Origin of the sequence: Abiotrophia defectiva ATCC 49176 (assembly GCF_000160075.2) — a bacterium.
Classification (GTDB): Bacteria; Bacillota; Bacilli; order Lactobacillales; family Aerococcaceae; genus Abiotrophia; species Abiotrophia defectiva.
The window spans coordinates 777,919-797,408 of record NZ_KI535340.1 but is presented as its reverse complement, the minus strand read 5'-3'; the positions used below and the strand labels follow the sequence as shown (position 1 = coordinate 797,408).

Genomic DNA, 19,490 nt, shown 5'->3' with positions numbered 1-19,490 from the left:
GGAGGTTGTAAAATATGATAGAGCCAGAGATTTTAACGTTATATGCTGCTGATGTAACTTATAAAATGGAAACTCAGTCGTATCAGAATGAATTTTTTTTAATTGAGGAACCTTATCGTAAAGATATATCGACAGCGGTAACTGAATACATGGAAGAAGAGAAATATCCTGAAAATTTAAAATATGTATCTTCTTATCATAATTTAGAAACTGACACAAGTGCTACTTTATTTGAGGATACAAATACTGGAAAATTAATATTAGCATATACAGGTACAAATCCTCAGGGTAGATTTGCAAAAGACGTTGCAACAAATATCGTTGATATAGGGCTTGGATACGGAGCGCTCTATAGTGCTGTGCTTGATATGCATGATAAGGTTAGGCAAGAGTATCCTGACAAAGAAATGCTAATTACGGGGCACTCACAGGGAGGCGCGATTGCTCAGTTCGTAGCGGTTGTCCGAAATGTTCCAAAAACGATTACGTATGATCCGGCTCCAATATATGTTTTATCAAGAAGTGTTGCAGGGAAATTAACTTTTCTAGATGTTACAGGTAAATATTTTGCCATGTACAACATGGCTGAGATTGAGAAAAATTTTACTGGAGAAATAATAAATATTCGTTCGAAGAACGATTGGCTAACATCTATGGGGGTTGTAGGTAAGTATTACGGCAACATGTATACATTGGACTCTGATGCAGGGCATAGCTTGCTCGAACTAATGAAAGAGGATACGTTACGTCAACTTAAAGATCTGCTGATAACTGGTAATAGATATTATATAGAGAATGGAGTATATTATTCTAAATACAACAGCAAACTCCTTGAGAAGCTATTCCGAGGTCCTGCATGGGAAGAGTTAAGTCAGGAGGACTATGAAAAGCTGGACTCATATGAACGAATAACATATGATATGCAACATAATTTTGAAAATACATTTTCAAAATTAGTGGAATTAGAAGGGCTTAAAGAAAGGTTACAAAAATCAGATGGCCTAATCTCAACTTCTGAAGCTATATACCTTGATGCAAATGAAGTTTTAATAGCTGTAACAAGTGCCAAGGAGTTAGCTGCGAGTTGTATAACTGAATTGATTCAAGATTGCACTGGAGCAATAACAGAACTTGATAAGATTTGGTCCGATACAATGGACATTGCTAGACAGCAGGGCTCTGGTTTAGATGACAATGATTTCTCCCAAACATTAACATCAAATGGTTTGACTTATGAAAATCTAATTCAGCCTGTAATTACGAAAATAAATGACAAAATAGAGAAGGGAAATTCCATCAATAAGGCTTATTCGGAGTTAATGACTAGGATAGAGAAAACCATACAAGAGATTGTTAATAAAGATATATCTTTAGCTAAGCAAATAATGGGAATAGATGATGTTCAAACTATCGGAATGGATGACGTTCAGATAAGTCAGATGAATCAGGTGCTGAACTTGACTCGTGTGCAACAAAATTCAATATTCCCTTAAGGAGATGTAGAGATGTTTGATTGGTATATTGATTGGTCAAAGAGGAAAAAACGCGAAGCAGTTATAGAGGTAGTCACCAATGTGGTTAAAATAAGGTCAGATACTGTAAAGGCGAATTTAAATAGTGCGATTGAATTAAAGGTGGGACTCGCACGGACTAAAACAAAACTACTTCAAGAGGTCTTTTCGGGCTCCTTTAGAGGGCAAGCTGGTAAAGCAGCAGGGGAAGAGGTGGCAACTCAAAGTAGTAAACTAGCTCTAATTGAGTTGGAAAAAATAGAATAGGATTACGCAAAAATAGGAGAGATTAGTTATTATTTAAGTTCTAAGAAGAAAACAGTAGTTTAGGAGGGAATAAATGTCAGATCTAGAATCGCAACTTTATCAAAGCAAGGTGAGGCTTAACAGTCTAGAACGGAGCTTAGAAGAAATGTCTAGAATACGAGAAATAGCGGCTAAAGACTGGGCGATTTTTCGCGAAGAGATAGTCGCCTCTTTCCGTCCTTTGGTTGATGATGTAGATGTTATATATGAAGCGCTTCGCAATACGGAGCAGAGCTTTGAAGAATTAGATGAGCAACTTAAGGAAGGCATCCAGAATACGGAGAGAGAATGTGGGGATATGCGAGAGAAAGTTTGGAAGTATGAAAAGGAAATTAAAGTATCAAAAGAACAGGAAGCTCTATCTCAATAGCGAAACCATTTCCTAAAGTATAGACTTTAAAAAGTTAGAGCCAAGGCACGCTCCTGTAGGAACCCTTGGCGCTTTTTCTCCCTATCCCCCAAGCACCGCAATTGCATTCTTACATCAACTTGCATATAATATAGAGGTAACACAAGGGGTGCCGCGCCTGCGGCTGAGATGGGGCTTTGCCTCGGACCCTCATAACCTGATGAAGTTAATACTTACGTAGGGATGTGGCAAGTTGAATCTGACTGATGGACTCATCCTGCGCGTCATGCCGGGATGGGTCTTTTTTTATCGAGTCCAAACGCAAGTGGGTGTTACGTATTCTAAATAGAAAGGAGACGGTAACCATTAAACAGAGAGTGCATCGCTGGTTTGAATCAAGTGTGGCTTGGCTGACAGGCTTAGGACTCCTGGCCTTGTGGGAAGTGACGGCTCGGCTGGGTATGTTGCCGCGTTTTATCATTCCGGCTCCGTCGGCGGTTCTGGCGGCTATCTGGCAAGATGCCCCTAACCTCTGGCGCAATAGTCGGGTGACCCTAATCCAGGCCTTTATCGGGCTGGGCATTGGGATTGTCTTGGCCTTTATGCTGGCGGTCATCATGGACCGCTTCAAATGGGTCCATCGGGCCCTCTACCCACTCTTAATCGTATCTCAGACTGTGCCAACGGTGGCCATTGCCCCGATTTTGGTCTTGGCCCTGGGCTATGAGATGACGCCTAAGATTGTCTTAGTCGTCTTAACCACGATTTTCCCTATTATCATGAGTATCTTAAGTGGCTTTGCCCATTGTGACCAGGATGCCTTGCAGTTGCTGAACATGATGGGAGCCAGTCATTGGCAGACCTTGCGCTATGTTAAGATCCCGACCAGCCTACATTTCTTCTTTTCCGGGTTGAAGGTCAGTGTCTCATACGCCTTTGTGAGTTCGGTTGTGGCGGAATGGCTAGGGGGATTCGAGGGTTTGGGTGTCTATATGATTCAGACCAAGAAGGCCTTCGCCTACGACAAAATGTTCGCGGTCATTTTCCTCATTTCAGCACTGAGTTTGATATTCATGGGGCTAGTTGCCCTCATTGAACGACTCGCCTTGCCTTGGCGCTCAAGCAAGGCCCCCCATATTTCCTAAGATTAGAGGAGTGACACACACATGCAAAAATGGATGAAAAAATTCGCGGCCCTGCTTGCCGGCCTATCTTTGGCTGGGACCACACTACCAAGCGTAGCCGCTCAATCAAGTGATGACAACAAGGTAGACCTGATTTTAGACTGGGTGCCTAACACCAACCATACCGGGCTTTACGTAGCCCAAGCCAAGGGCTACTTCAAGGAAGTGGGCGTGGAAGTCGATATCAAACGTCCACCTGAAGGTTCAACCACTGAATTAGTGGGGTTAGGCAAGGCGGCCTTCGGGATTGCCTTCCAAGATTCTTTAGCCAAGCGATTTGCGGGTGGCTTGCCAGTAACGGCGGTAGCGGCTATTATTGAACATAACACATCCGGTATTATTGCCAAGGAAGAAGCAGGCATTAAGGATCCTAAGGGTCTGGAAGGGCACAAGTACGGTACTTGGAATGACCCAATTGAATTGAAGATGATGGAATACATGACCAAGAAGGCCGGCGGGGATTTCTCCAAGGCTAGCCTAGTGCCCAACGACGGCGACAACTCCATTATCGGCTTAGCCAATAACCAATTCGATGCAGCCTGGGTTTACTATGCTTGGGACGGGATTTTAGCAGGCTTCCAGAAGGTATCCACCACCTTCTTCCAAATTCGGGACATCGCGCCAGAATTGGACTTCTACTCACCAGTTATTATTGCCAACAATGATTACCTCAAAGCCCACCCAGATCAAGCCAAGAAGGTCTTGGCAGCCATCAAGAAGGGCTACCAATACGCTATGGAACATCCAGAAGAAGCGGCTGACATTCTGATTGAAGCAGCCCCAGAATTGAAGGATCAACGTGATTTCGTCCTGGCTTCCCAAAAATGGTTGAGCGAGCGTTACGCTAGCGATCCAGCCAAATGGGGCCAATTCGATCCAGCGCGTTGGAATGCCTTCTATCAATGGCTCTATGACAACAAACTGGTCGAAAGCGACCTGACTAAGGGCCAATACTTTAGCAATGACTATTTAGGAGCGGAGTAAGGTGCTAGAAATTCGGGATTTAGCCTACGGCTACGACCAGCAAATGGTCATCCAAGATGTGAATCTTCAGGTGGCAGCGGGCCAAACCGTGGCTATCCTGGGTCGAAGCGGGGTCGGGAAGACCACACTCTTTAATTTAATTGCCGGCATCTTGCCGGTCCAATCGGGCTCTATTAGCTTGGGGGGGCAGCCTCTGGCACCCGGTCAGGTCAGCTATATGCTGCAAAAGGACATGCTTTTCGAGCATCTGACCCTGGTGGACAATGTGGCCCTGCCCCTAGTGGTGTCTGGGGTTAAGAAGTCTCAAGCCCGCGCTGAGGCCAATCAGCTCCTTCAAGAGTTCAAGTTGGCGCCCTGGGCCCAGCACTATCCTAAGTCTCTGTCAGGCGGTATGCGCCAACGGGCCGCCTTCCTGCGGACGGCCTGCTTCAAGCGCCAATGGGTCCTCTTGGATGAGGCCTTTGGTGCCTTGGACGCGGTGACCCGGCGCCAGCTGCATCAGTGGTTCCTCCACTACAAGCAGCAGATGGGCTGGTCGACCCTGCTCATCACCCACGATGTGGATGAAGCCCTGATCTTGGCTGACAAGGTCTATGTCATGGGCGGCAAGCCAGGGACCCTGCAAGCGGTCCATGACATTCAACTGGATAAGTCAGACTTTGAAGCCATTGGCTTTAGTCCAGAATTTCTTCGTTACAAACGCCAACTACTCGATGATTTAGCCAAAGGAGTGCTGCCAGAAGATGCCCTTATTTAAGCAAGATGCGACTTACTACGCGCAAGAAGTCAAGGCCGGTCGTTTGACGGCCAGCCAATTGGTGGACTGGGCCCTCGAAAATATCCAGGACCTTAATCCGACTCTAAAAGCTGTCGCCCACGTTCAAGCCGAGAGTGCGCGGGCCCAAGCTCAGGCTCATGACCAGCTCTGGCGTCAACTGTCAGAGTCAGAACGTCAGGAATTGCCTGCCTTCTTTGGGGTGCCTATCCTGCTCAAGGATTTGGGCCAGCTCCAAGCTGGCGAACCTTCCTACGCGGGCGCCCAGCTCATGGCGGACTATGTAGCCAACCAGACTTCTTATTTCGTAGAACGCATCCAGGCTTTGGGCTTTATCGTGGTCGGCCGGACCAATGTGCCGGAATTTGGCTTCAAGAATATTAGCGATGCCCAGTTTACCGGGGCAGTTAGCTTTCCCGGAGATCTAACCCGCAATGCGGGCGGATCCAGTGGTGGGGCGGCGGCTGCGCTCAAGGCTGGTATGGTGCCAATCGTTACGGCTAGTGACGGCGGGGGCTCTATCCGCATTCCCGCCAGCTTCTGTGGTCTGATTGGCCTCAAGCCTTCCCGTGGCCGGGTGCCAGTTGGCCCAGATGGCTACCGGGGCTGGCAGGGGGCATCGGTACATTTTGCTTTGACCAAGTCGGTCCGGGATACTTGGACCTTATTGGAGGGGCTGCAGGTGGAACAGTGGGCCGCACCTTACATGGTGCCGCGCTTAAGTCCTGGGCCCCTGACCTTGCCTCAGCGTCCGCTCCGAATCGCCTATCTGCTGGATTCGCCCCTAACACCTCAAGTTCGCTTAGATGTGGCTAACTTGTTGCGCCAGACGGTAGAACGATTGGCAGGCATGGGTCATGAGCTAGTCCCAGTTGACTTCCCAGTGGATGTCATAGCGGCGGCGCGTGATTATACCACCATGAATGCAGTTGAGACGGTTGCTATGATGCGAGGATTTGAGGCTAGTCTGGGTCGCGCCTTGACGCCAGATGATATGGAGCCAATGACCTGGGGCATCTACCAGGCCGGTTTGCCTTGGGATGCTGCCGATTACAGCCAGTTGCTGGGCCGTTGGGATCAGCTAGCGGCTGACTTGGAGAATTTCTTCCAGGACTATGATTTACTTTTGACGCCTGGGACCAACGGGCCGGCGCCCCTGCATGGGAGTTTTGCGGCTTCGGCGGAGATGGCTCAGCGCCTCTTGGATCAGGAGGGCTTAGCCAAAGAAGCTCGCACCGACCTCATTATGGAGCGTTGGCAGGATAGTTGGGCTTACACGCCTTGGACCTTCCTCCAGAACCTGGCTGGTCAACCGGCCATCATGTTGCCTCTGGGCAAATCGTCAGAAGGCCTTCCGCTGGGTGTCCAGCTTTGGGCCTGCAAGGGCCAGGAACGGGTCCTCTGCCAGTTGGCGGCGGCCTTTGAAGCAGCAGGTGTCCTAGAGACAGAAATTATCGAATAGACAGCACCGAGGCTGGGACGAGTTCCCAGCCTTTTCTTATGGCTTTGTCTTGGGTCCCAGCAAATCCCTGTGTTATAATAGAAGGGAAAGAAGAAGGGAGCGCGTATACATGCAAGCTGAACGATTAGAAGCCCTAGTTAAGGGCCTCAAGGCGGCAGGAATTGCCCAACAATTAGTGGCGGATCCATCAAGTATTGCTTATTTGATTGGCTATGAGACCCAGCCGGGAGAGCGGCTCTTACTGCTCAAGGTGGCAGCTGACGGTCGCCATCAACTCTATCTCAACCAACTCTTCCCACAGGCTAGCGGCTTAGCGGATGACATAGAAATTGTGACCTACCGTGATGGGGAGCCAGTTATCAGCTGCTTGGCCCAAAGTCTGGCGCCTGGCAAAACTGGGATTGATAAGGTTTGGCCTAGTCATTTTCTCTTGGATCTGATGGCGGCCCGCCAAGATTTGCAGCCGGTCAATGCTGCTTATTTGGTGGATGACCTGCGGGCTATCAAGTCACCTGAGGAGCAAGAACTTATGCGGGAGGCATCTGCCCTTAATGATCAGGCCACCCTAGCCCTCATTAAACTGGTGGCAGATGGCTTGCCAGAATCTGAAATGGTCAGTGAATTGGCTGGCATCTATCAGCGTTTGGGCTGCCAAGGCTTCTCCTTTGAACCGATTATCGCTTACGGGGCAAATGGGGCCGATCCCCACCACGAAACCAATGACGACCGACCTCAACCAGGTGATTCAGTGGTGATTGACATCGGCTCTTCTTACAAGGGCTACTGTTCGGATATGACCCGGACTGTCTTCTACGGGGAGCCGGACGAGGAGTCGCGGCGGGTCTATGAGACTGTGCGTCAGGCCCAAGAAGCGGCCATTAAGGCAGTCCGCCCAGGTGTGACCTTTGCTAGCATTGACCGGGCGGCGCGCCAGGTCATTGAGGAGGCTGGCTACGGGGAATACTTCACCCACCGGACCGGCCACTTCATCGGACGAGAAGTCCACGAAGCAGGCGATGTTTCCGAGTTCAACCAAGCTCAGGCCCAAGTCGGCCAAATCTTCTCCATCGAGCCGGGTATTTACCTGCCAGGCAAGGTCGGGGTGCGGATTGAAGACTTAGTCTTGGTGACAGAGACCGGTTGCCAAGTCCTCAATCAGGTCAGCAAGGACCTGATTGTGGTAGAACCACACTTGAAATTCTAATCGATAAGTGGCTAGGGCCTAGTGCGCTCTGGCCACTTTTTGCTTAGCTAGGCAAGTACTTTGACATCAAATCCTAAAAAAAAGTTAACATTACTGACATCATGCGATTTTTAGTGTATAGTAGACTTGTTGACGGTCTGTCCAAGGGACAACCGTGAGACATGACTTAAAGGAGTAGACGCTATGAGCAAGTTATCGCTCGAGAAAAAACGGAAACTGATTCAAATTCTCACCGTTGTGGGTTTGATTCTGACCGTTACGGGCTCAGTCTTTATTGCCAGTTCGCCTTATTTTAAGGAAGGCGGGGGCTTTGGAGAACTGCTTAAAAGTATGGGGATATTCGGTCCCTTACTCTTCCTCTTATTACAAATTTCCCAGACAATTTATCCCATTATTCCCGGGGGCTTACACAATGTCATTGGCGACGTAATCTATGGTCACTTCGGTGGCTTCCTACTCAACTGTACGGGCATGGTCATCGGGTCCTGTATCAACTTCTTCCTAGGCAAACGCTTCGGATCTAGTTTCATCAAGGCCTTCTTGTCAGACAAGCAATACGACCACTATATCGCCAAAATGAATGATGGCCCGGGCTTCCGTCGCCTACTTAAAATCGGCTTCGTGGCGCCCATCTTCCCAGACGATATCTTCTGTATGATTACCGGTATGTCTAACATTACCTTCAAAGAATTCGTCAAGATAGTGCTGCTCTACCGGCCAGCTTCCCTCTTCTTCTTCACCTTCCTGTCCAGTGAGATCATTCAGTGGCTCTTCCGGACCTTCCTCCAGAAGGGGTGATAGGATGTTCCGCTGGCTCTTCATTAAGCTAGTGCGTTTCTACCAGTTGGCCCTATCGCCACTGTTTCCGCCTAGTTGTCGCTACAGTCCGAGCTGTTCCACCTACACCATCCAAGCCATTGAAAAACACGGTGCCTTCAAGGGCCTCATCATGGGCTTGGCGCGGATTAGTCGCTGCCATCCCTTTGTAGCAGGGGGCAAGGATCCGGTGCCGGACTACTTTACCTTAAGACGCTCAACCCTGCCAGATGGCAGTCCCAAGCCCCATCCCAAGGGTTGTTGTCACCACCATCACTAAGTTGAAATATTAAGCTATGACCTCCGGGGCCTAGCTTATTTTTGTGTCTGATTGGGTTTATGAGACCTGCCTCTTTTTTTGTGGTCTTGCTTAGGGTATACTAGTACTTGTAAACTTGATGAAAGCGAGGAAATCTTATGATGAAATCCTTCAAATCATTCCTAATGAATGTCTTAAATGGCTCCGCCCTAGGGGTCATCGCTGCCTTGATTCCCGGGGCACTCCTAGGAGAACTCTTCAAGGCTTTAACGCCAACTTTCCCTGCCTTGGCCTTCATGACCCAGATTGTCAGTGCCACCAATACCTTTGTTGGCTTTGCGATTGGGGTGGCGGTTGCCATTCGTTTCGCCCTTAACCCCCTAGAGACCATCACGGTCGGTATGACCACCATGTTGGCAGGTGGTTCCCTTCAATTCCTAGAGTCTGGCTTGCAGCTTAAGGGGACGGGGGACATTATCACCATGTGTGTGACGGCCGGTCTGGCAGTAGCGGTCATCCAATTCTTGCGCCCACTGGTGGGGGCTTACGCTATTCTGGTCATTCCAACCTTGACCGTCATTGTGGCGGGTGGCCTGGGTCGTGTGCTCTATCCATACTTTATCCTCATTACTGGTAAGATTGGTGAATTTATCGCCCATCTCTTGACCTTAGAGCAAACCACGCTCTGCATCTGTCTAGCCATTATTTTCGCCTTGATTATTGTATCGCCTATTTCCTCTGTCGGCATTGGGATTGCCATTTCCTTGGCGGGTGTCGGTTCAGGGGCAGCCAACCTAGGGATTGTGGCTTGTGGCTTTGCCTTGGCCATTGCGGGCCGTCGGGTTAACTCCCTAGGGACCTGTATCGCCCACTTCATCGGCTCGCCTAAGTTATCCATGCCTAACATTATCAGCCATCCTAAACTCTTGTTGCCAATCTGCCTTAATGCCGGCATTATGGGTCTCTTGGCCTCCGTCTTCTACATTCAGGGGACGCCGCTATCAGCTGGTTTTGGCCTCAGTGGTTTAGTAGGGCCAGTCAACCACCTCAACATCGTGGGTTGGACAGCCGGCAATGGCCTCGTAACAGTCTTACTCTTCGTCGTGGCCCCAATTGTTTTGGGCTTTGTTAGCGACTACCTCTTCGTCACCCGTCTGGGCTGGATTGACCCAGAAAACTATCGTATTACCATCTAATTCAAGAAAAGGAGACAAAACTATGAAATTTGCAATTGCTGGCGCCGGCGCTATGGGCTGCCGTTTCGCCTATCAACTTAAACAAAGTGGCCAAGAGGTTATCTTAATCGACCGCTGGCCGGCTCATATTGAAGCCATCCGCCAAAATGGTCTGCATGTCGACTGGAATGGCCAGGAAGTGGTGGAGCAATTCCCTATCTACTACCCAGAAGAAGTGACCGAACAAGTGGACGTGGTCATCGTCTTCACTAAGGCTATGCAGTTGGCGGACATGTTATCCGCCATTCAACCAGTCTTCGGACCTGACACCGCCGTGGTCTGCCTACTCAATGGTTTAGGCCACGAGTTAGTCATGAAGCAATATGTGGCCGAAGAGAACCTAGTCATGGGGTCTACCATCTGGTCTGCCGCTTTAGACGGCCCAGGCCGAGCAGTGCTGCATGGCGTGGGCAGCCTATCCCTGCAAAACTTTGTTGACACACCAAACGCTCGTGCCAAGACCCAAGCCATTGTGGCAGCCTTGGATGCGGCGGGCTTGCATGCTAGCTACAGCGAAAATGTCAAGGCAGCCATTTGGCGCAAGGCCTGCGTCAATGCCTGCGGTAACGCGCCAACTGCCTTGTTGGAATGCGACCTGGGTGGCTTCTTCGACAATCCTTACACAGAAGAATTAGTGTCTGCTATCGCCCAAGAGTTTACAGCGGTAGCCGCAACCCAAGGGGTGGAATTTGACCCAGCAGAACTGACTCAATTCATTATCTCTGCTTCCCTTAAGATTCGTGAGCACCATGCTTCCATGTACCAAGATTTGATTATCAACCGTCGTTTGACTGAAGTTGATTACATCAACGGGGCCGTAACCCGAATTGGCGAAGCTGCTGGCATCCCAACACCTGTTAACCGCACCATCACCCAACTCGTTCATATGAAGGAATTACTCTTGGGTGCCCAATAAGCTAGCCATCACCGTCTGCTCTTGGAGTAGGCGGTGTGTTTATGTCTGAACATTTTTCACTCTAAGGGGCTCAAAATACCGAAATGGCCTTGATTTATTAAGGTTTTTACGGTAAGATACGAGTAATACTAGGGCCATTTTTCGGGGACCAGGCCCCCACCTGTCCCTTAAGGCACTAGCTTAGATAAAAACAACTGTCAATGTTCCATTGAAAGTAAGGAGGAAAAGCATGAAAAAATGGCAGTATTATTTAACCCTGCTGGTCTTATTGCTTTCCAGTGTGCTCTCACCCGTGAGTGCCTGGGCGCAAGAAGTTGCAGCACCCCAAGAAACCTCAGCCCTAGTTGGTGACAGCCAAGCTCAACCAGAAGCAGAAGCGACGGAAGAGTCTGAGGAAGGCTTGGATTCAAATCTGCCTAGTGATGTCGACTTAGATGAACTCATTCGACAAGCGCCAAACGTTAAGGCAGTACCCAATGTGGTGACACGTATTTATGCCACCACGCGTGACGGCAAGCCCATTACCAAGAATCTCTTGAAGTGGGAAGCCTTCCGGATTAACGTCGACTTTACCCTGCCTAACAATGTCATCAAGGCTGGGGATACTACCGTAATTGAGGTGCCAAGTACCTTGGCCTTTACCGAAGTATCCAACTTCGAAGTGCGTGACTCCAGTGGTCAGCATGTGGTGGCCACTGCTACCATCCAGCCAGGTGCTCGCACCGTGACCCTGACCTATACCAGTTATGCACAAAACAACTCGGATATCACCGGGAACCTCTTCTTCTACGCTCGGATTAACCATGCCGAGGTTACTGAGAAGGGTAACGTGGATTTGAATTTTGTCGTAGAAAACAAACAAATTCCAGGGGGCTCTGTACCTTTCGAGGGGGCACCAATTCCTAAGGGGAACCCAATGGATAAGTCTGGTTGGCAATTACCAGGTCAGCCTAATAAGATTCGCTATATCGTGGCGGTTAACCGTCGTGGGGAGCAACGTAAGCATGTCGTCATTCGCGACTACCTCAAAGACGAAGGCCTAGCCATTGATCAAAGTTCCGTCTCCATTACTAAGGGACACTGGGTTTACCAAAACGGTGGCTGGGTGCTCCAAAATGCAGCCAATGCAGCAGGTTCCTACAATATCACTTGGGACCAAGGCAATGCAGGTTTCACCATTGATTTTGGGGACTTAGATACTCAGACTGGTTTTGAGATTCTCTATACTGTCAATATCCCTTATGATGCGGCCGATGGCGAGAAATTCGGCAACTATGCTGCCATGAATGATGCCAACGGGACCGTCGCCTATACTAACTATGATTACAGCTACTCAATTGCCGGCGGGAATGCCGAGGGCTATACCTTCGTGGTCAAGGTCCATAAGCATGATGGCCAAGGCAAAGATTTAGCCGGTGCTGAATTCGAAGTTGTGCGGGATGCCAACAAAAAGGTTGTCGGCAAGATTGTGACCGACGCCCAAGGGAACGGGCAAGTCGCAGGCTTGCTGCGGGATGCCTATACCCTGCGTGAGATTAAGGCGCCAGACGGCTACCAATTATCTAATGAAGAAATTAAGATCCAAGGTGGCGACTTTGGCGCAGATAAGAGCGTGCTGAAGCAGGTTGTCAACGTACCAGCGGTGACCACGGTAGATGTGCGCGGGACTAAGACTTGGTCCGATGCTGAAAACCAAGATGGTTTGCGTCCAGAACAAGTAACCATCAAGCTCTTAGCTAACGGCACTGAAACGGGCCAAACGACTACTGCGACAGCAGCCAATGGTTGGACCTATGAATTCACCGGTCTTGATGCCAAGGATGCCCAAGGTCAAGCCATTACCTATAGCGTGGCCGAAGAAGCAGTCACAGGCTACACCTCAACCGTGAACGGCTACGATATTACTAACAGCCACACCCCAGAGACTGTCTCTATCCAAGGGACTAAGACTTGGGAAGATGGCGACAACCAAGATGGTTTGCGTCCAGAACAAATCACCGTTAAGCTCTTAGCGGATGGCGTTGAAACAGGTCAAACCACGACCGCGACAGCAGCCAACAACTGGACATACGAATTTAGCAACTTGCCTAAGAATAAGGCGGGTAAAGCTATTAGCTATAGTGTGGCCGAAGAAGCAGTAGCCGGCTATAACACAACCGTCAACGGCTACGACCTCACCAACAACCACGCTACTGACTTGACTAGCGTATCCGGGACTAAGACTTGGCAAGATAATGATGATCAAGATGGTCTCCGTCCAGGCCAAGTGACCATCAAGCTCTTAGCAGATGGTGTCGAGACCGGCCAAAAAGCAGTTGCTAGCGCAGCCAACAATTGGACATACGAATTTAGCAACTTACCTAAGAACAAAGCCGGTAAGGCCATTACTTATAGCGTGGCTGAAGAAGCCGTTGCAGGCTATACGGCAAGCGTCAATGGTTACAACATCGCTAACAGCCACACCCCAGAAACGGTTTCTGTCCAAGGGACTAAGACCTGGCAAGACAATGACAACCAAGATGGTGTCCGTCCAGAACAGGTAACCATCAAGCTCTTAGCAGATGGCGTCGAGACCGGTCAAACAGCAGTCGCTAATGCAGCCAACAATTGGACCTATGAATTTAGCAATCTGCCTAAGAATAAGGCTGGCAAGGCCATCACTTACAGCGTTCAAGAAGAAGCGGTAGCTGAGTATACGGCTAGCTATCAGGCTTATAATGTAACCAATAGCCATACCCCTGGCCAAACTAGCCATACTGTTCAAAAGGTATGGGATGATGGTCAGAACCAAGATGGTCTCCGACCAGTTGAACTCAAGGTTCAGCTCTATGCTGATGATCAAAAATATGGTGATGAAATCAGCCTAACAGCAGCTAACAATTGGACCTATACTTGGAGTCAATTGCCAGAAAAGGCCCAAGGTAAAGCCATTTCCTACCAAGCACGTGAAGTAAGCGTGCCAGAAGGTTATCAAGCAGATCAACCAAGCACACAAGCAGGTGTGACGACCTTGACTAACCACCATACGCCAGAAGTTACGAGCGTTTCTGGGACTAAGACTTGGAAAGATAACAATAACCAAGACGGCGTCCGCCCAGAGCGTATTAAGGTCAACCTCTTAGCTGATGGTGTCCTTAAGGCAAGCAAGGAAGTTTCCGCTGCCGATAACTGGTCCTACAGCTTCGATAATTTACCAAAATTTGCCGCTGGCCAAGCTGTAGTCTACACGATTACCGAGGATGCGGTGGCAGAATATAGCACGCAAGTAGAAGGCTACAACCTAACCAACAGCCATACGCCAGGTCAGACTAGCCTGACAGTTACCAAGCAATGGCAAGACCAAGGCGACCAAGATGGCTTGCGTCCAAGTCAAATCCAAGTTCAGCTCTATGCTGACGGTGTTGCTTCAGGTAGCCCAGTTACCTTGACAGCCGCCAATAATTGGGTTTATACCTGGTCAGGTTTGGCTGAGAAGGCCAATGGTAAGACCATTGAATATAGCGTCAAAGAGGTCGACCAACCAAGTGGCTATACTAGCACGACCAGCCAAGTAAGTCCGGGTAATGTCCTCATTGTCAACCAACACACGCCTGCGACTACTGAAGTCAAGGGGCAGAAGACATGGGACGATGCCAACAACCAAGATGGCAAACGCCCTGAATCTGTGACCGTTCAACTCTATGCTGACGGTCAAGTGGTGGCCAGCCAAGTCGTGACCGCGGCCAACAATTGGACCTATAGCTTCAGTAACCTCCCTCAATTTGCTAAAGGTAAAACTATCAGCTACTCCGTTCAGGAATTAGTGGATGCCGGCTTAGACAAGGCGGGTTACCGACCAAGCTATGAAGCTTACAATATCGCCAACCACTACAAGCCAGAAGTAACGACCTTTGAGGTTCGCAAGGTCTGGAATGACCAAAACGACCAAGATAAGTTACGTCCAAGTCAAATTCAGGTCCAACTCTATGCTGACGGCAAAGCCTTTGGCGAGCCTGTAACCCTGAAGGCCGACAATGACTGGCGTCATGTCTTCTCTGATTTGGCTAAGTACCAAGAAGGTAAAGAAGTAGTCTACACGGTGGAAGAAGTAGCGGTACCAAGCGGTTATAGTGTCACAAGCAGTCAAACTGGGGTAAATCAAGTGACCTTGACCAATACCCATCAACCAAAACGTCCTGAAGATCCAGGTAAGAAGGACCTGCCTAAGACAGGTTCAGCTGAGACCTTCTCCTTAGCCTTAGCCGGCCTCATGGCTATGACAGGCTTGGGCATCTTATGGGGGGCTAAGCATCGTCAAGCTTAGTCTTAACTAAGGACGATTTTAAAGCAATAAAAGTGGCTAGGATAAGCGTCCTAGCCACTTTTTCTTTTGCTTTTAATTTCTTCTTTTTTTTCCCAACAAGTCTTGCTATACTATAGTTAGTTGAAATCATCGTGTCTATTGAAAGAAAGGGAATTATCACATGGCATTAACGAATATTTTCGGCCTCTTGGGTGGTTTGGGTCTCTTCCTCTACGGGATGACCCTCATGTCTCAAGGGCTAGAAACGGCTGCCGGCAGTCGCCTCAAGCAGATTCTGGAGAAATTGACCGCTAACCGCTTCATCGGGGTAGGGGTCGGTGCCTTAGTCGCTGCCTTGACTCAATCTTCTTCCGCAACCACGGTTATGGCCATTGGGTTCGTTAACTCGGGTTTGATGGACCTCAGAAGTGCGGTCTGGATTATCATGGGGGCCAATATCGGGACCACCATTACCGGGCAGTTGATTGCCTTGAACTTCTCGGCCTATGCGCCACTTATTCTCTTCGCTGGGGTTCTCCTGGCTATGTTCGCAGCCAAAGGCCGCTCCGCAGCAGTGGGTCAAGTCCTAATTGGGCTTGGTATGCTCTTCATGGGGCTGGAGCACATGTCCCAATCCATGGAGCCACTCCGCTATATGCCAGAATTTACTGGCCTCTTGGCTAAATTCGAGAATCCATTGCTGGGGATTGCGGTCGGTGCTATCTTTACTGCGGTGATTCAGTCCAGTTCAGCCTCGGTTGGGATCTTGCAGACCTTGGCCCTCAGTGGCGTGGTCACCTTGCCAAGTGCCATTTATGTCCTCTTCGGGCAAAACATCGGGACCTGTATTACCGCCATTCTGGCTTCGATTGGTTCCGAGCGCAATGCCAAACGGGCAACCTTAATCCATCTCTTATTTAACGTCATTGGGACCATTATTTTCGTGGCTATTAGCATGACAACGCCATTTGTCCACTGGATGGAGGGCCTGACACCAGGCAATGTGCCAGTCCAAATCGCCAACGTTCATACTATCTTCAACGTGGTGACTACCTTCTTACTCTTGCCTTTTGGCGATCAATTGGTGCGTCTGACCTATGTTTTCCTGCCAGACTTACCACAAGAGCCAACTCCAAGTGTGGTTCGTCACCTGGACTTCAACATCTTCAATCAAGAATACCATGTTGGTTTGACCACCATGATGGGGGCGCAACTCTACAAGGAAGTCATGAATATGTTAGGCTTGGTACGCCAAAATGTGGCCTTGGCTTTCAGCCTCTATAATGCGTCAGATATCGAAGACAAGGTAGCGGAATTAAAGAGTCGCGAGCAAGATATTGACGAGCTCAACCAACAGATTGTCCAATATGCGGCTATGTCTCTGACTCATGATGCCAACTTGCAGAGTGGTGAATATGTCAAGATTGCCTCTGACCTGGAGAGGCTAGGCGACCACGCCACTAACATTATGGAGCGCTTGCTCCTAATTCATGACAGCAAGCACGACCTGTCTGAAGAAGCGCGGGAAGAGTTGACGACTATGTCACGCTTGGCTCTAGAAATCTTAGACCAGCTCAAGGAGACCGTGGGCGACAACCTGGAAGAAGTCAACAACCAAGAACAATTAATCGACCAAGCCTACGAGACCTTCGAACGCATGCAAATTCAACGGCTGAAGAGCAAGGTCTGTGGGACTAGCAACAGCGTCCACTTCGCTAAGATTCTGACCGACTTCGAGCGGATTGGCGACCACTGTCTCAACATCGCCCAAGAAATGAACACCATCCACCCAAGTTGGAAATTCGTTGAACAACAAGACTAAAATGATTAAGACTAGGACCTAAGGTTCTAGTCTTTTTGTTTTGTCATTAAAATGTTAGAAGGAAAAAAGTGCCAAAATTCCCTCTTTTGGGTATTTATAGAGGGAGGGATAGAAATGGGAGTTCAGGATTATCTAGCAGGTCGCTGTTTAACCCAGGCAGAAGTTCAAGAAGTGTGGAAGGCGACGGAAGCTAGGGGGCAGAACCAAGAAACTTGGCTAGCTAGTCTGCCTTCAAAGCCAGCCTTGACGGGTCCGCCCTGGGTCTGCGGCCGTTGTGGTAACCAGGATCCGCGTCAGTTTTGGACCTTCCAGGGACTGGACGGTCAGCCTAGGACTTATTGCTTGGACTGCCTATCTTTGGGCCGCGTCATGTCGGGTCAACGACTTTATTGTCAGCCGGCTCCAGCGGGGCGGCCCCTGAGCCAGTCTCCGCTGACTTGGCAGGGGGAATTGACGCCTAGTCAGGCTGAAATTGCCCAGAAGCTAGTCGCAGCTTGGCGGGGCCAGGAACGGCGACCTCAATTAGTTTGGGCGGTCACCGGCGCCGGCAAGACCGAGTTGGTTTTTCCTCTCTTGGAGCAGGTGCTCATGGATGGAGGCCGGGTCTGTCTGGCCTCGCCCCGAATTGATGTCTGCTTAGAGCTGGCGCCTCGGGTTAAGGCAGCCTTTGCTGGCTTAGACTGTCAGGTTCTCTATGGGGGGAGCCAGGATAGCTATGAGCTCAAGCCGCTGACACTGGCGACAACTCACCAACTGCTACGTGCTTATCAGGCTTTTGATTGCTTGATTGTAGATGAGGTGGATGCCTTTCCCTATGTGGATTCTCGTGCCTTGCATGAGGCAGTAAGGCGAGCCCTTAAGCCGGGAGGTTTATTAGTTTATCTGACCGCCACACCGGATGACCGGCTCTTGTCGGACTGGGAGGCGGGGCGCTTGGTCTGCCAACAATTGCCGGCTCGCTATCATGGTCATCCCTTACCTCTGCCGCAGTTGCAGTGGGTGGATGACTGGCCTAAGGGCTTAGCAGCTGGTCGCTTGATTAAGCCGCTTAAGCAGATTTTGCAGCGCTTCGGCCATCTAGAGGGACCAAAATTACTCTTTGTGCCCCATATTCCCCAGGCCCAGGCCTGTGGTCGCCTTTTGAAGCCTTTACTGCCGAATCTGGCCCTAAGCTCAGTTCATGCCAGTGACCCCAAGCGCCAGGACAAGGTCATGGCGCTAAGGCAAGGGGAACTAGATTTGTTGGTGACGACGACCATTCTAGAGCGTGGTGTGACCCTGCCCCATTGCCAGGTCTGTATTCTGGGAGCAGATGATGAGCTCTATACGCGGGCCAGCCTCATGCAAATGAGCGGACGGGTAGGGCGAAGCGCTGATCAGCCGTCAGGTGCCCTTTGGTGGTTGCATCAGGGGCAAAGTCTTGCCATGCGCCAGGCCATTCAGCAACTTAGGGCCCTCAATCAGACAGCTCGAGCGCGCGGGCTTTTGCGGGTCAACTAGGAGGTGGACAGTTTGAAGTGTATCATGTGCCAAGAAGCCTGCCATCAGGGCCCGACCATCTGGGACTACCTAGCTTGGGCTCCCTTGCCTGAGTCAGTTCTCTGTCGCACCTGCCAAGACCTCTGGCAGACTAAGATTGAAGGCCAGGTCATTTGCTGGGGTTGCGGTCGGGCCTTGTCCCAGGAGGCCCGGGATCCCTATCATGCTGTGGCTATCTGGCAGGATCAACATGCCTATTGCCAAGAATGTCAGGCCTGGCTCAGCCGCTATCCCATCGACTTAATCCATCACCAGGCCCTCTGTCCCTATCAAGGGGCCCTGCGCCAATGGCTCCACAGCTACAAATACTTAGGAGATATTCGCCAGGCCCAGGCCCCTGCTCAGCGCTTGAGGGCCTTTGCCAGTCAACATCCAAAGGCCCATTGGTTGGTCTTGCCCTCGTCGCCAGCCAGTTTGGCCCAACGCCAATTTCATGCCACGCGCCAGCTTTTAGAAGTGGCGGGCTTGAAGGTGGTTTGTCCTTTTGACTATGTGGGGGACGGGGTCAAGCAAGCTAGTAAGAGCCGGCAACAACGCCTAGCGCTAGGTCAAGTTTTTGCCCTCAAGGAAGAAATGTTAGCTCACTTGCCTAGGGGCGAATGGTGGCTATTTGATGATGTTTACACAACAGGGAGCACCCTCTTGCGGGCCAAATCCTTGTTGTATCCTGTAGCAAAAATTCGGCAAATCCCCCTCTATTCCTTTTCTTTATTCCGTGAAGGGCGTGCAGAAAAATAATTGAGTGTTTCCGCTTTCAATCTTAGGATGGGTATGCTATAATAAACATAAGCAGAAGATAAGCTGCTTGACAATAGGATTAAGATCCCGGGATTAACCCTATTAATC

At 49.8% G+C, this 19,490-nt stretch carries 16 protein-coding genes and 1 riboswitch; all 16 genes read left to right on the top strand.

Translation table 11 applies throughout. The annotated features are described in order from the left end of the window. Positions 1-14: 14 nt before the first annotated feature. The 16 genes from GCWU000182_RS03565 (at position 15) to GCWU000182_RS03485 (ending at position 19,382) form a co-directional block, all read left to right on the top strand. The gene (locus tag GCWU000182_RS03565) at positions 15-1,493 is read left to right on the top strand and encodes a lipase family protein (protein WP_023391390.1); all 1,479 of its coding nucleotides are present in this window, start codon (positions 15-17) and stop codon (positions 1,491-1,493) included. A gap of 12 nt (positions 1,494-1,505) precedes the next feature. Next, positions 1,506-1,778 (top strand): hypothetical protein, encoded by a 273-nt coding sequence (locus tag GCWU000182_RS03560; RefSeq protein WP_023391389.1) that lies wholly within the window; start codon positions 1,506-1,508, stop codon positions 1,776-1,778. A 73-nt stretch (positions 1,779-1,851) separates the two neighbouring features. Then, positions 1,852-2,187 (top strand): hypothetical protein, encoded by a 336-nt coding sequence (locus GCWU000182_RS03555; RefSeq protein WP_023391388.1) that lies wholly within the window; start codon positions 1,852-1,854, stop codon positions 2,185-2,187. A 134-nt stretch (positions 2,188-2,321) separates the two neighbouring features. Then, a riboswitch (TPP riboswitch) is annotated at positions 2,322-2,427 on the top strand. A 68-nt stretch (positions 2,428-2,495) separates the two neighbouring features. Beyond that, on the top strand, positions 2,496-3,311 hold the full coding sequence (locus GCWU000182_RS03550; RefSeq protein WP_246269780.1) for an ABC transporter permease: 816 nt from the start codon (positions 2,496-2,498) through the stop codon (positions 3,309-3,311). A 21-nt stretch (positions 3,312-3,332) separates the two neighbouring features. After that, a complete protein-coding gene (locus GCWU000182_RS03545) occupies positions 3,333-4,334 on the top strand; it encodes an ABC transporter substrate-binding protein (RefSeq protein WP_023391386.1) in 1,002 nt (333 codons plus the stop codon). Between the two features lie 43 nt (positions 4,335-4,377). Continuing rightward, on the top strand, positions 4,378-5,091 hold the full coding sequence (locus GCWU000182_RS03540; RefSeq protein WP_051372949.1) for an ABC transporter ATP-binding protein: 714 nt from the start codon (positions 4,378-4,380) through the stop codon (positions 5,089-5,091). Further along, complete coding sequence (locus GCWU000182_RS03535) at positions 5,078-6,571, top strand: amidase (RefSeq protein ID WP_023391384.1); 1,494 nt, start codon at positions 5,078-5,080, stop codon at positions 6,569-6,571. The genes GCWU000182_RS03540 and GCWU000182_RS03535 overlap by 14 nt, the downstream gene beginning before the upstream one ends. A 109-nt stretch (positions 6,572-6,680) precedes the next feature. Beyond that, positions 6,681-7,775 (top strand): M24 family metallopeptidase, encoded by a 1,095-nt coding sequence (locus GCWU000182_RS03530; RefSeq protein ID WP_023391383.1) that lies wholly within the window; start codon positions 6,681-6,683, stop codon positions 7,773-7,775. Between the two features lie 183 nt (positions 7,776-7,958). Beyond that, positions 7,959-8,573, top strand: coding sequence for a TVP38/TMEM64 family protein (locus GCWU000182_RS03525; RefSeq protein WP_023391382.1), 615 nt, complete (start codon positions 7,959-7,961; stop codon positions 8,571-8,573). Between the two features lie 4 nt (positions 8,574-8,577). After that, positions 8,578-8,871: a membrane protein insertion efficiency factor YidD gene (gene yidD, locus GCWU000182_RS03520; protein WP_023391381.1), complete on the top strand. Its 294-nt coding sequence runs from the start codon at positions 8,578-8,580 to the stop codon at positions 8,869-8,871. Positions 8,872-9,011: 140 nt separating this feature from the next. After that, positions 9,012-10,046: a PTS transporter subunit IIC gene (locus tag GCWU000182_RS03515; RefSeq protein WP_246269779.1), complete on the top strand. Its 1,035-nt coding sequence runs from the start codon at positions 9,012-9,014 to the stop codon at positions 10,044-10,046. Positions 10,047-10,068: 22 nt separating this feature from the next. Beyond that, the gene (locus tag GCWU000182_RS03510; RefSeq protein WP_023391379.1) at positions 10,069-11,001 is read left to right on the top strand and encodes a 2-dehydropantoate 2-reductase; all 933 of its coding nucleotides are present in this window, start codon (positions 10,069-10,071) and stop codon (positions 10,999-11,001) included. Between the two features lie 229 nt (positions 11,002-11,230). Further along, positions 11,231-15,304, top strand: coding sequence for a Cna B-type domain-containing protein (locus GCWU000182_RS03505; protein ID WP_023391378.1), 4,074 nt, complete (start codon positions 11,231-11,233; stop codon positions 15,302-15,304). A 160-nt stretch (positions 15,305-15,464) separates the two neighbouring features. Then, positions 15,465-17,105, top strand: a complete 1,641-nt coding sequence (locus GCWU000182_RS03495; RefSeq protein WP_023391376.1) for a Na/Pi cotransporter family protein — start codon at positions 15,465-15,467, stop codon at positions 17,103-17,105. A gap of 114 nt (positions 17,106-17,219) precedes the next feature. Further along, complete coding sequence (locus tag GCWU000182_RS03490) at positions 17,220-18,605, top strand: DEAD/DEAH box helicase (protein WP_035364005.1); 1,386 nt, start codon at positions 17,220-17,222, stop codon at positions 18,603-18,605. Positions 18,606-18,617: 12 nt separating this feature from the next. Further along, positions 18,618-19,382 (top strand): ComF family protein, encoded by a 765-nt coding sequence (locus GCWU000182_RS03485; protein ID WP_156905284.1) that lies wholly within the window; start codon positions 18,618-18,620, stop codon positions 19,380-19,382. The last annotated feature ends 108 nt before the right edge of the window (positions 19,383-19,490 follow it).